Source organism: Piscinibacter defluvii, assembly GCF_004011805.1.
Classification (GTDB): Bacteria; Pseudomonadota; Gammaproteobacteria; order Burkholderiales; family Burkholderiaceae_C; genus Piscinibacter; species Piscinibacter defluvii.
This window is the reverse complement of the sequence record NZ_RCHJ01000028.1, coordinates 1-13,769: the sequence shown is the minus strand read 5'-3', so window position 1 is coordinate 13,769 and position 13,769 is coordinate 1. Positions and strand designations below refer to the sequence as shown.

At 71.5% G+C, this 13,769-nt stretch carries 5 protein-coding genes; 3 read left to right on the top strand and 2 right to left on the bottom strand.

Annotation, left to right across the window (positions count from 1 at the left end; all coding sequences use genetic code 11):
- The first annotated feature begins 12 nt into the window (after nucleotides 1-12).
- Nucleotides 13-1,773 (top strand): dihydrolipoyl dehydrogenase, encoded by a 1,761-nt coding sequence (gene lpdA / locus D9C15_RS29370; protein ID WP_128002896.1) that lies wholly within the window; start codon nucleotides 13-15, stop codon nucleotides 1,771-1,773.
- Between the two features lie 7 nt (nucleotides 1,774-1,780).
- On the opposite strand, the gene D9C15_RS29365 is transcribed toward lpdA, so the two are convergent.
- A complete protein-coding gene (locus D9C15_RS29365) occupies nucleotides 1,781-3,229 on the bottom strand; it encodes a TolC family outer membrane protein (RefSeq protein WP_128002894.1) in 1,449 nt (482 codons plus the stop codon).
- Between the two features lie 278 nt (nucleotides 3,230-3,507).
- Here D9C15_RS29365 and D9C15_RS29360 point away from each other — a divergent pair, with 278 nt between their 5' ends.
- Together D9C15_RS29360 and D9C15_RS29355 are read left to right on the top strand one after the other, a co-directional pair.
- Nucleotides 3,508-4,206, top strand: a complete 699-nt coding sequence (locus D9C15_RS29360; RefSeq protein ID WP_240668645.1) for a transglutaminase-like cysteine peptidase — start codon at nucleotides 3,508-3,510, stop codon at nucleotides 4,204-4,206.
- Between the two features lie 37 nt (nucleotides 4,207-4,243).
- Nucleotides 4,244-6,169, top strand: coding sequence for an EAL domain-containing protein (locus D9C15_RS29355; protein WP_128002892.1), 1,926 nt, complete (start codon nucleotides 4,244-4,246; stop codon nucleotides 6,167-6,169).
- A 28-nt stretch (nucleotides 6,170-6,197) separates the two neighbouring features.
- On the opposite strand, the gene D9C15_RS29350 is transcribed toward D9C15_RS29355, so the two are convergent.
- Entirely contained in the window at nucleotides 6,198-13,736 is a 7,539-nt protein-coding gene (locus tag D9C15_RS29350) for a beta strand repeat-containing protein (protein ID WP_259372616.1), read from the bottom strand.
- Between the last annotated feature and the right edge of the window lie 33 nt (nucleotides 13,737-13,769).

Sequence of the window (13,769 nt, the reverse complement as noted above, 5' to 3'; positions counted from 1 at the left end):
GGGGAACCGACGATGGCGACCATCGACATCAAGGTTCCGGACATCGGCGACTTCAAGGACGTCGCGATCATCGAGGTGCTGGTCAAGCCGGGCGACACCGTCAAGGCCGAGCAGAGCCTGATCACCGTCGAGAGCGACAAGGCCTCGATGGAGATCCCGTCCTCGGCGGCCGGCGTCGTCGAGGAGCTGAAGGTCAAGATCGGCGACAAGGTCAGCGAGGGCTCGGTGATCCTCTCGCTCGAGGCCGCCGGCGCGGCTGTAGCGGCGCCGGCAGCGGCGGCACCCGCCCCGGCGGCCGCGGCGCCGGCCGCGGCACCCGTCGCCCCGGCCCCGCAGGCCGCGAGCTACGCCGGCGGTGCCGACCTCGAGTGCGACATGCTCGTGCTCGGCGCCGGCCCGGGTGGCTACTCGGCCGCCTTCCGCGCCGCCGACCTCGGCCTGAAGACCGTGCTGGTCGAGCGCTTCCCGACGCTCGGCGGCGTGTGCCTGAACGTCGGCTGCATCCCGTCCAAGGCGCTGCTGCACGTCGCGGCGGTGATGGACGAGGTGTCGCACTTCGAGGCGCTGGGCGTCACGTTCGGCAAGCCGCAGGTCGACCTCGGCAAGCTGCTCGCGCACAAGAACAAGGTGGTGGGCAAGCTCACCGGCGGCCTGGCCGCGATGGCCAAGATGCGCAAGGTCACGGTGGTGCAGGGCACCGGCGAGTTCGCCGATCCGAACCACCTGGCCGTGACGATGGCCGACGGCAAGAAGCAGACGATCCGGTTCAAGAACGCGATCATCGCGGCCGGCTCCGAGGCGGTGAAGCTGCCCTTCCTGCCCAAGGACGACCCGCGCATCGTCACCTCCACCGGCGCGCTCGAGCTGCGCCAGCAGCCGAAGAAGATGCTGGTGATCGGCGGCGGCATCATCGGCCTGGAGATGGGCACGGTGTACTCGACGCTCGGCGCGAAGCTCGACGTCGTCGAGATGCTCGACGGCCTGATGCAGGGCGCCGACCGCGACCTCGTCAAGGTCTGGCAGAAGATGAACGCCCCGCGCTTCGACAAGCTGATGCTCAAGACCAAGACGGTCGGTGCGGAAGCCACGAAGGACGGCGTGCGCGTGATGTTCGAGGGCCTGGACGGCACCAAGAGCGAGGGTGTCTACGACCTGGTGCTGCAGGCCGTCGGCCGCACGCCCAACGGCAAGAAGATCGGCGCCGAGAAGGCCGGCGTGATCGTCGGCGAGCGCGGTTTCATCCCGGTGGACATCCAGATGCGCACCAACGTGCCGCACATCTTCGCGATCGGCGACATCGTCGGCCAGCCCATGCTGGCGCACAAGGCGGTGCACGAGGCGCATGTGGCCGCGGAGGTCGCGGCGGGTCACAAGGCGGCCTTCGAGGCGCGCGTGATCCCGAGCGTGGCCTACACCGATCCGGAAGTGGCCTGGGTCGGCCTGACCGAGGACGAGGCCAAGGCCAAGGGCATCAAGGTCAAGAAGGGCCTGTTCCCCTGGACGGCCTCGGGCCGCGCCATCGCCAACGGCCGCGACGAGGGCTTCACCAAGCTGCTGTTCAGCGAGGAGACGCACCGCATCGTCGGCGGCGGCATCGTCGGCACGCATGCCGGCGACATGATCGGCGAGGTGGCGCTGGCCATCGAGATGGGCGCCGACGGCGTGGACATCGGCAAGACCATCCACCCGCACCCGACGCTCGGCGAGAGCATCGGCATGGCGGCGGAGGTCTACGAGGGCAGCTGCACCGACCTGCCACCGCAGCGCAAGTAACCGGCGCTCAGCGCGTCGGCGCGTTCTTCATCAACGCGTCGGCGCGCGCGTCGAGCGCGGCCCGGTCGCTGGCGCGGATCTCCACCGCGTCGGCCGGGCAGCGCGCCGGCGCGTCGTCGCCGGCGGTCCAGCCGGCGGCCTGCTCGGCGACGCGGTCGACGCGCGCGATGCCCAGCTGCGTCGACAGCTGCGACATCGCGGCCTGCGCGCGCGCGTAGGCGAGCGCCAGATCGAACTCGGCGTTGGCGTAGGCGCGCCGCGCGGTGTAGACCTCGTTCTCGGCGTTCAGCAGGTCCAGCAGGCTGCGCTGGCCGATGTCGAACTGCTGCCGGTAGGCGTCGCGCGCCTTCTCGATCGCCAGCGTGTTGCGCTCCAGGTAGACCAGCTGCTCGGTCAGCTTGCGCGTGTCGTTGAAGGCGATGGCGGCCACCTGGCGCGTGTCGCGGCAGACGCGGTCGCGCGTGTCGGCGGCCTGGTTGGCCAGGTTGACCTGCTGGCGCACGCGCGCCTGGTCGCTGCCGCCGTTGAACAGGTTCCAGTTCAGCACGATCTCGGCCGTGCTGTTGCGCGTGCGGTCCTCGACGCCGTCGAGGTTGTTGCCCGAGGTGGTGCGCAGGCGCGCCTCGACACGCGGGTGGTACGCGGAACGCGCACCGTCGCCGGCCGAACGCACCGCACGCAGGCTCTCGATGCTGGCGCTGATGGCCGCGCTGCGCGCCAGCGAGGCATTCATCGCCTCGGCAGCGCTGCCCGGCAGGCCGTTCTTCAGCAGCGGCGGGGCACTCAGTTGCGCCGGCGGCGCCTCGCCGACCACACGCAGGTAGCGCGCCGTCACGTCGTGCAGGTTGGCCTGCTCGGTGGCGAGGTTGGACTCGGCCAGCGCCAGGCGCGCCGCGGCCTGCTCCAGGTCGACACCGCGGCCGACACCGGCCTTCACGCGCGACTGGATCTGCGCGAACGCATAGCGATGCTGCACGTAGCTGTCCTCGGCCAGCTGCACCATGCGGCGGAAGCGCTGCACGTCGAACTGTGCGCGGGTGGCCTCGAGCACGGTCTGCTCGGTGGCCTCGAGCAGATCGAAGTAGCGCGCCAGGCGCTCGTGCGTCAGGCGGTCCACGTCGCGGCTGATGCCCAGGCCGTCCCACAGCAGTTGCGTCAGGCTCAGGCCCACCGCCGTGCGGTCGACCTTGCGGGTGGCCGGGCCCAGGCGCTCGTCGCGCTCACGCTCGGTGCCGGCACTCGCGTTCAGGTCCAGTCGCGGGTAGAAGCCGCCGCGGGCGATGCCCACTGCGTCGGCCGCCGCGCGGTAGGCATTGAAGCGCGCCGTGACCTCGGGGTTGGTCGCAACCGCCTTCTCGGCGGCCGCGCGCAGCGGGTCGCTGCCCTGGGCGGCGGCCGGCAGGCTCCAGGCCGACAGCGCCGCGGCCAGGCTGATGACGAGGGACTGCAGTTGCATGCTCTTCCTGTGATTTCTTGTCGTGCCGGCCTGGCGCCGGTCCGGTGCCGGTTCCATGGCGCACCAGGGCGCGGACCTCGGGTGCCCGCAGTTTAGTGAGCCCCCACCGCTGCACTGTCGGCGATGATTTGTCATCTGCAGTTTTTCACGGTCGCGTGTCACGGCGCCGCGTGAATTGCAACAACCGGAAACGCCGCGGCCCGGCGACATCGCGCCGGCGCGCTCAAGTTGACCGCCTCGCGGACGAGAACAGGGCGTTGATCCGTCTGCCGCCCCCCTTGCGTCCCGCCCGTTCCTCCGCCGCCGCCGGTGCCGCGCAGACCCTGCGCCGCGCCGTGGCCGTCGCGCTGGCGGCGCTGCTGCTGGCCGCGGCCCTGCCCGGGCAGGCCTGGGACGCCGCGCTGCTGCTGCAGGCGGCGCAACGCGCCGGCCCGCGCGCGCTGGCGTCGGCCCGCGCGCTGCAGGCCCAGTTGCGCTCCGGCGCCGAGCTCGACGAGGCGCAGCAGATGGTGGCCATCAACCAGTTCTTCAACCGCCGCATCGTGTTCGTCGACGACGAGCAGGCCTGGGGCACGGCCGACCACTGGGCCAGCCCGGTCGAGCTGCTCGACAAGGGGCGCGGCGACTGCGAGGACTTCGCGATCGCCAAGTACTTCAGCCTGCTTGCGCTGGGTGTGCCGCCGGCGCGCCTGCGGCTGGTCTACGTGCGCGCCGAGATCGGCGGTCCCGGCGGCGTGCAGACGCCGCACATGGTGCTGGCCCACTACGCGCGGCCGGATGCCGAGCCGCTGATCCTGGACAACCTGATCGAGGAGGTGCGCCCCGCCTCGCGCCGACCCGACCTGACGCCGGTGTTCAGCTTCAACAGCGAAGGCCTGTGGCAGGGCACCGCCGGCGCCTCCGCCGGCGACCCGGTGGCACGGCTGTCGCGCTGGCGCGAGGTGCTCGCCAAGGCACGTGCGGAGGGCTTCCGGTGAGGTCGAGGGTGCATCATTGGCGCCTGGGGAGGAATGCATGTCGTTGATCCGGCAAATCTGGCTGCTGCTGTTCGGGACGCTGCTGCTCGCGTTTGCCGGCAGCCTGGCGCTGAATGCCGACGCCGCGCGCCAGACGCTGCAGACCCAGCTGCGGGTGAAGAACAGCGACAACGCGACCGCGCTGGCGCTGGTGCTGTCGCAGCAGAAGGGCGACGCGGCGCTGATGGAACTGGTGGTGAGCTCGCTGTTCGACACCGGCTTCTACCGCCGCGTGCGCCTGGTCGGCAGCGACGGCACGGTGCGTTTCTCGCGCGAGGCGCCGGCCACCGCGCACGACGCGCCGGGCTGGTTCGTGCGCCTGCTGCCGATCGATTCGACGCCCGGCGTGGCGCAGGTCAGCGACGGCTGGCGCGCGATCGGGCGCGTCGAACTCGAGAGCCAGGTCGCCTATGCGCACGACGAGCTGTGGCACGGCACGCTGCGCTCGGCGCTGACGCTGGCCGTGCTCGGCCTGCTGGCCGGGCTCGGCGGCGCGCTGGTGGTGCAGCGCATCCGCGTGCCGCTGGAGCAGACGGTGGCGCAGGCGCGCTCGTTGGAACGCGGCGAGTACCTGACGGTGGCCGAGCCGGCGGTGCCCGAGCTGCGCCGGCTCGCGCGGGCGATGAACTCGATGGTCGAGCGGCTGAAGATGGTGTTCGAGGGCCAGGCCCGCCAGGTCGACACGCTGCGCCGCCAGGCCACCTGCGACGCGCTCACCGGGCTGGCCAACCGCAGCCATTTCATGAGCCAGCTCGGCGCGCTGCTGCAGCGCGAGGACGGTGTGGCCGAGGGCGGCCTGGTGCTGCTGCGCGTGCTCGAGCTCGGCGAGGTGAACCGGGTGCTCGGCCATGCCACCACCGACCGCATGCTGCTGACCATCGCGCAGGCGCTGCAGGCCTACACCGCGCGTGTCGACGGCTGCTTCGTCGGACGGCTGAACGGCTCGGACTTCGCGCTCTGCCTGCCCGCCGGCGGCGTGGCCGAGGAGACCGCGCGGGCGCTGGCCGATGCGCTGCGCCAGGTGCTGCCTGCCTTCGGCAAGCAGGCCGTCGTGGCCGCCGGCGCGGTGGAGATGCGCCGCGGCGTGGAGATCGCGCCGCTGATGGGCGCGGTCGACCTGGCGCTGGCGCGCGCCGAGGCGCAGGGACCGTTTGCGGTCGAGACCGCCGTCGAACTCGGCGGCACGCTCGGCCGGCTCGGCGAGGGCGGCTGGCGGCAGCGCCTGCACGAGGCGCTGGCCGAAGGCCGCGTCGCGCTGGTCGAGTACCCGGTGCGCGACCTGACCGGCCGCCTGATGCACCTGGAGTGCCCGCTGCGCCTGCAGATCGAGGCCGACGGCACGGCCGAGCCCGCGGCGCGCTGGCTGCCCCTGGCGGTGCGCGCGCGCCTCACGCCCGCGCTGGACGAACGTGCCGTCGCGCTGGCGCTGGAGGCGATCGCGCGCGACGGCCAGGCACGCGCCGTCAACCTGGCGCCGGCCTCGCTGGCCGACAGCGGCTTCGCGGCGCGCCTGCGCGGCCGGCTGCTCGCGGCTCCGCGCGAGGCGCGCCAGCTCTGGCTGGAGGTCTCGGAAGCCGCCGCGATGGAGCAGTTCGACCTGCTGCGCGAGCTCGGCCGGCAGCTGCGCCCCACCGGCGCGCGCCTCGGCCTCGAACATGCCGGCGAGCGGCTCGGCCGAATCGAGCGCTTGTTCGAGCTGGGGCTCGACTACGTCAAGCTCGACACCGCGGTCACCCAGGGCCTGGCCGGCGACAACGTGCGCGCCGGCTTCGTGCGCGGGCTGGCCACGCTGCTGCACAGCCTGTCGCTGCAGGTGATCGCCGAGGGCGTGGCGCAGGAGGCCGACGCGACCGCCCTGCGCGAGTGCGGCCTGGACGGGCTGACCGGCCCCTGGGTCAGCGCGCAGGCCGCCGAGCCGCGCTGAGCGCGCGGCGGCGGCTGCCGCCGGCGCCTCAGTTGTCGACGATCAGCTTCCCGCGTGTCAGCAGCTCCTGGATGATCTGGTCGTCGCTGGCGCCGCCGGACAGGCCCAGCGCTGTCGGCAGGTTGACGCCTTGCAGCACGATCGCCTGGTCTTCCTGGCCGGGCAGGTAGCCGCCGCCCGCGAAGCCGCCGTTCGAGCTGATGTGGATCGTCGTGCTGGTGACGCCGCCGGTCGTGCTGACGCTGAAGTCCAGGAAGTTGGCCAGGTTGCCGGCAGTGTTGCCCGCGCCGAGCGCGTCGCCGCTGAGCAGGTCGCGCAGGTCGAGCACGTCGCCGCCGGCCGACACCGCCGCCGCGCTGAAGTCGGTGATGGTGTCGGTGGTCGGCGTGCCCCGGGTGCCGGCGTCGGCCAGTGTCCAGGCGAACACGTCGCTGGTCAGGTCCGCCGTGCCGGGCGTGGCGCTGCCGGTCAGCGTGTCGTTGCCGGCGCCGCCGCTGATTCGGTCGCTGCCGCTGCCGCCGACGATCGAGTCGTTGCCGGCGTCGCCGAACAGCAGGTCGTTGCCCGCGCCGCCCTGGATCGTGTCGTTGCCGGTGCCGCCGCGGATCAGGTCGCTGCCGGCGCGGCCGTCGATCGAGTCGTTGCCGGCCTGGGCGTCGATGTAGTCGGCGCGGGTGTTGCTGCCGGTGATGGTGTCGTTGCCGGTGCTGGAACCCGGCGTCGCGGTGGTGTAGTCGGCCAGCAGGGTCACCGTGGTGCTGGTGCTGGCGCTCGAGCCGTTGCTGCCCTCGGTGGCGATGGCGCTCACCGTCAGCGTCGTGCCGGTGCTGGTGTAGCCCGCCGGCAGCGTCAGGCTCAGGTCGGCCAGGTCGGCCGCGCTGACGGTCCAGGTGCCGGACGCGTTGGCGCTGCCGTGGTTCAGCGTGGCGCCGCTCGGTAGCCCGGCGATGGTCACCGACAGGGTCTCCGAGCCGTCCACGTCGAGCAGCGTCGCGAGCACCGGCAGCGCGAGCGTCGGTGTGCTGCCGCTGCCCTGGGTCACCGAGACCAGCACGGTCTGGCCCATGATGGCCGGTGTGTCGGCCACGGCGCGCACCGTCACCGGCAGGCTGCCGGTGGAGCTGGCGGTCGAGCCGTTCGAGTCGGTCGAGGTCGCGGTCACGCTCAGGTTGATGGTGCCCGACACATGGGCCGGCGGCGTCAGGCGCAGGTTGGCGAGCGTCCATCCGGTGATGTCGACGCTGGTCGTGCCGGCGCTGGCGACGAAGCTGTTCGTGCCGTCGGTCAGCGTGGCGCCGACCGGGAGGTTGCCGATGCGCAGCGCGAGCGTCTCCGAGCCGTCGGTGTCGTTCAGCGTCGCGGCGATGGTGCCCAGCGCGATCGAGCCGTCCTCGGGGCCGGTGACGGTGGTCGGGTAGTAGCCGCCGTCGCCGTTGGGCACCATCGAGCCGATCACCGTGCCGCCGAAGGTGCTGGTGTCGCGGTACAGGTTGAAGTTGGTGGTGTTCAGGTCCACCGCCGCCGCGCCGTTGACCGACATCGACAGGTCCAGCGAACCCGGCCCGTTGCCGTTGTAGGCGATGACCTCGAGCGAGTAGTAGCCCGAGACCTCCGGGGTGAAGCTGCTGCCGGTCAGGTTGCCCCAGTTGTTGTAGCCGACCGCGTACACCGAGGTGCCGCCGATCTTGACCATCAGGGTGTCGTCGCGGAAGCCGGAGATGGTGTAGTCCTGGCCCGCCTGCAGGTAGATGTAGCCGGTGAACCGGTAGGCGTCGTCTTCCCCGATCGTCCCCACCGCGACGTCGCTGGCCGAGGTGGTGCTGGTGGCCGTGCTCGACTCGACGCCGGTCTCCACCGCCGAGATGTTGCCGGCATTGGACGTGTTCAACGCCCCGATGTTGTCGTAGTACTGCAGCGTCAGCCCGGTGCTGGCCGGCAGGCCCGGCGTGGTGACCGTGCTGCCGGTGATCGAGGTGCCGTTGATGTTCAGCGTCGGTGCATCGGCCACCGGCGTGATGCTGAGCGCCAGCGTCGAGGTGCTGGAGGCGCTGCCGTCGCTGACGGTGTAGGTGGCCACCGGCACCGCGCCGGCGTAGTGGGCCGTCGGGGTGAAGGTGTATGCGCCGTTGGCGCCGATGCTCAGCGTGCCGACCCCCGCGAGCGTGGCCGTCGCGCCGGCGGCATAGGTGGTGCCGCCGACCACGAATTGCGTCACCGAGAAGGCGGCGGAGTCGATGTCGGAGTCGTTGCCGAGCACGTTGCCGCTGACCGCCGCGTCCTCGTTGGTCGAACGCAGGTCCGCCACCGCCGTCGGCGCGTCGTTGGTACCGTTGACGCTGACGGTGATGGTGCGCGGTGTGCCGTCGGCCGTCGTGACCGTGAAGGTCTCGGTCACGACCGCGCTGCCCGCGAGCGCCTGCACGTTGGCCGCAGCGTTGTTCAGCGTGTAGGTCCACACGCCGGCCGCGTTGATCGCGAAGCTGCCGTAGGTGCCGCTGGTCGACTGCGCGTTGAAGACCGACTGGCCGGCGTCGGCGTCGACCACCGTCAGCGTGCCGCCGGTGCTCAGCGTGACGTCCTCGCGCACCGCGCCGGTGGCGGTGCCGGTGATGGTCGGCACGTCGTTGATGCCGGTGATCGTGAAGCTCAGGGTCGAGGTGTTCGTCGCGCCCGCGGCATCGCGGATCGTCACGGTGAAGGTCTCGATGGCCACCTGGCTGGCGGCCAGCGCGTCGGCCGCCGGGCGGTTGGCGGCGTAGCTGTAGCTGCCGTCGGCGTTCAGCGTCAGCGTGCCGTAGGTGCCGGCCAGCGCCGAGCCGACGCTGCCCGGCGTGCCGGCGAACGCGACGCCGGAGACGCTGCGCGTGTCGCCGCTGTCGACGTCGCTGTCGTTGGCCAGCACGCCGTTGGCGGCGTTGCGCGTGACCGTCGCGTTTTCGTTCAGCGCGGCGCTGTCGGCCGTGGCCACGGGCGCGTCGTTGGCGCCGCGGATCGTCACCGTCAGCGTGGCAGTCGAGGTCTGCCCGGCCGCGTCGCGCATGGTGTAGGTGAAGGTGTCGGTCAGCGTGTCGCCGGCCGTGCGCAGCGCCTGCACCGCGGCCAGGCTGTTGTCCAGCACGTAGCTGTAGCTGCCGTCGGCGTTCAGGGTCAGCGTGCCGTAGCTGCCGGCGGTGGCGCCCCCGAGCGTGCCGGCACCGGTGCCACTGACGGCGGTGACGGTCTTGCTGTCGCCGGCGTCGACGTCGGTGTCGTTGCTCAGCACGTTGCCGCTCGGGTTGGTGCCGGCGCTGCCGTTGGCCACGCCGCCTGCCTCGTCGGCCGTGGCCAAGTCGTTCTGCGCCACCGGCGCGTCGTTGACCGCGCTGACGTCGAAGGTAAGCGTGTTGGGCGTCGGGTCGGTGTCGACACCGCCGTTGGCCGTGCCGCCGTCGTCGCGCACCTGGAAGCTCAGCGTCGCGTAGGCGTTGCCGTTGGCATTGGGTGCCGGGGTGAAGCGCAGCAGGCCGGCGTCGAGCTGGGCCACCGTCACCACGGTCGGGCCGGTGACCGTGACGCCATTGAGCGTCAGCGTACCGGCGCTGGTCGGGCCGACCGTGACCGAGAGGAAGTTGTTGCCTTCGCCCGCCGCGTCGACGAAGCCGAAGGCGGCGCGCGACAGGGTCAGCGTCGCATCCTCGGCCACGGTCAGCGTGGCGTTGCTGCCCGAGGGCGCGTCGTTGACCGGCATGACGGTGATCGCGACCGTGTCGCTGTCGGTCAGGCCCAGCCCGTCGCGCGTGATGACGACCAGCGTGTCGCCGCCGGCGTAGTTGGCATTGCCCTGGTAGCCGAGGCTGGCCAGCGTCGCGTTGATGCTCGCCTGCGTACCGCTGAGGGTCAGCGTGGAACTGCCGTTGGCGCCGGCGCCGACCGTCGTGCCCGGGTCCAGCGTGACCAGCAGCGTGCCGTTGGAGACGCTCAGCTGCACGGTGGCGATCTTCTGGCTGGCCACGCTGCCGGTGTCGTCCGGATCGGCCACCGAGATGCCGGGCAGCGCGGTGCGCACATCCTCCAGCACGGCCACCGGGCCGCCGACGGTGTTGACCGGCGCGTCGTTCAGCGGGTCGATCGTCAGCGTCAGGGTCGACGTGGTGCTGGCCAGACCGTCGCTGACGGTGTACGTCGCCACCGGCACCGGCCCGGCATAGTCGGCGGCCGGCGTGAAGGTGTAGGCGCCGTCGGCGGCGATGCTCAGCGTGCCGATGCCGGCCAGGCTGGCAGTGGTGCCGGCAACGTAGGTGCTGCCGTTGACGACGAACTGCGTGACCACCAGCGTGGTGCCGGCATCGACGTCGCTGTCGTTGCCGAGCACGTTGCCGCTGACGGCAGCGTCCTCATTGGTGGAGCGGGTGTCGGCCACGGCCACGGGGCCGTCGTTGGTGCCGGTGATCGCGACCGTGACGGTGGTGCTGGTGCCGTCGACGCTGCGCACCGTGAAGGTCTCGCTGGGCAGGGACTGGCCCTGGCCGAGTGCCTGCACGGCCGGGTCGGCGTTGTTCAGCGTGTAGGTCCACACGCCCGCGGCGTTGATCGAGAAGCTGCCGTGCGCGCCGGCCACCGCGTTCTGCGGCTGGAAGGCGGCCTCGCCGACATCCGCATCGCTGACGGTGAGCGTGCTGGTGACACTGCCCGGCGCGTCCTCGACGGCGGCGCCGCTGGCGACCCCGCCGATGACCGCGGTGTCGTTGACAGGCGTGACGTCGATGGTGATGCGGTTCGGCCCGGCGTCGAAGTCGATGCCGTCGCCCACCGAGAAGGTGAAGCTGGCGTAGCCGATGCCGTTGGCATCGGGCGCGGGCACGAAGCGCAGGTTGGCGAGGTCGGCCGCGGCGATCACCTGGCCGGTGCCCACCGCGACGTTGCCCAGCAGCAGCTGGCCGGCGGCGGGCAGGCTGTCGATGCGCACACCGGCCAGCGGCTGCCCGTCGGCATCGGTGTAGCCGAAGTCGGCGGCGCTGAACGTGTAGGCGTTGTCCTCGGCGGTGGTGACGGTTCGGTCGGCGCCGGCGGGCGCCGTGTTGACGGCGTAGTCCTGGGCAGCACTGGCGCTGCTGCTGTTGCCGGCGGCGTCGCTGATGGTGATGCTGGCGTCGATGCGGCGGTCGGCATCGGCGGCGAGCGCGCTGCCGGGCACGCTGACGCCGAACACGCCGCCTGCGCCGACCGTGGCGAGGTAGGACTGCCCGTTGATCGTCAACGTGACCACGTCGCCCGGCTGGGCATCGCCGCCGGCCCGGCCGGTCAGCACGACGTTGCCGCCGGCCTCGACGGCGCTCAGCACGTTGTCGGTGGTGACGGCGTCGAGCGTGAGGGTGACGGCGGGTGCGGTCAGGTCGATCGCGCCAGCGTCGTTGGCATTGGCCGAGTTGCCCGCGGCATCGGTGGCGGTGGCCACGACGCTGTAGTTGCCCTCGGCGAGAGGGTTGGGCACATCGACCGAGTAGGTATCACCGGGTTGGACGGTGGCCAGCACGGTCTGCTGAACGCCGTTGGCGTCGGTGACCACCAGGCTGACGGTGGAGCCAGGCGGCAGGTTGGTCGTGCCGGTGATGGTCGGCGTCGAGTCGTTCGTCAGCGCCGGCGCATCGACGGAGATGCTCGGCGCGGTCAGGTCGATCGCGCCCGCATCGTTGGCATTGGCCGAGTTGCCGGCCGCATCGGTGGCCGTGGCCACGACGGAGTAGTTGCCCTCGGCGAGAGGGTTGGGCACGTCGACCGAGTAGGTACCACCGGGCTGGACGGTGGCCAGCACCGTCTGCTGGACGCCGTTGGCATCAGTGACCACCAGGCTGACGGTGGAGCCAGGCGGCAGGTTGGTCGTGCCGGTGATGGTCGGCGTCGAGTCGTTCGTCAGGGCCGGGGCATCGACCGTGATGCTCGGTGCGGTCAGGTCGATCGCCCCCGCATCATTGGCCGAAGCGACATTGCCGGCCGCATCGGTGGCGGTGGCGACGATGGAGTAGCTGCCCTCGGCGAGAGGGTTGGGCACGTCGACCGAGTAGGTGCCACCCGGCTGGACCGTGGCCAGCACCGTCTGCTGAACACCATTGGCATCGGTGACCACCAGGCTGACGGTCGAGCCAGCCGGCAGGTTGGTCGTGCCGGTGATCGTCGGCGTCGAGTCGTTTGTCAGCGCCGGCGCGTCGACGGTGACGCTCGGTGCGGTCAGATCGATGGTGCCCGCATCGTTGGCATTGGCCGAGTTGCCGGCCGCATCAGTGGCCGTGGCCACGACGGAGTAGTTGCCCTCGGCGAGCGCAGTCGGCACATCGACCGAGTAGGTACCACCCGGCTGGACGGTGGCCAGCACGGTCTGCTGCACGCCGTTGGCGTCGGTGACCACCAGGCTGACGGTGGAGCCGGTAGGGAGGTTGGTCGTGCCGGTGATCGTCGGCGTGGCATCGTTGGTCAGCGCCGGGGCATCGACCGTGATGCTCGGCGCGGTCAGGTCGATCGACCCCGCATCGTTGGCATTGGCCGAGTTCCCCGCTGCATCGGTGGCCGTGGCCACGACGGAGTAGTTGCCCTCGACGAGCGCATTCGGCACGTCGACCGAGTAGGTGCCACCCGGCTGGACCGTGGCCAGCACCGTCTGCTGGACGCCGTTGGCATCAGTGACCACCAGGCTGACGGTGGAGCCGACCGGCAAGTTGGTCGTGCCGGTGATCGTCGGCGTGGCATCGTTCGTCAGTGCCGGGGCATCGACGGTGACGCTCGGTGCGGTCAGGTCGATCGCGCCCGCGTCGTTGGCCGAAGCGGCGTTGCCGGCCGCATCAGTGGCGGTGGCTACGACGGAGTAGTTGCCCTCGGCGAGAGGGTTGGGCACATCGACCGAGTAGGTACCACCCGGTTGGACGGTGGCCAGCACCGTCTGCTGAACGCCGTTGGCATCGGCGACCACCAGGCTGACGGTGGCGCCGGCCGGCAGGTTGGTCGTGCCGGTGATGGTCGGCGTGGCATCGTTGGTCAGTGCCGGTGCGTCGACGGTGACGCTCGGCGCCGTCAGATCGATGGCGCCCACATCGTTGGCGCTGGCCGAGTTGCCCGCCGCATCGATGGCTGTGGCCACGACGCTGTAGTTGCCCTCGGCCAGAGGATTGGGCACATCGACCGAGTAGGTGCCACCGGGTTGGACAGTGGCCAGCACCGTCTGCTGAACGCCGTTGGCATCGGTGACCACCAGGCTGACGGTCGAGCCGGCAGGGAGGTTGGTCGTGCCGGTGATCGTCGGCGTGGCATCGTTCGTCAGTGCCGGGGCGTCGACCGTGATGCTCGGTGCGGTCAGATCGATCGCGCCGGTGTCGTTGGCCGAAGCGGCGTTGCCGGCCGCATCGGTGGCCGTGGCCACGACGGAGTAGTTGCCCTCGGCGAGCGGCGAGGGCACGTCGACCGAGTAGGTGCCACCCGGCTGGACCGTGGCCAGCACGGTCTGCTGAACACCGTTGGCATCGGTGACCACGAGGCTGACGGTGGAGCCGGCAGGGAGGTTGGTCGTACCGGTAATGGTCGGTGTCGCGTCGTTCGTCAGCGCCGGGGCATCGACCGTGATGCTCGGTGCGGT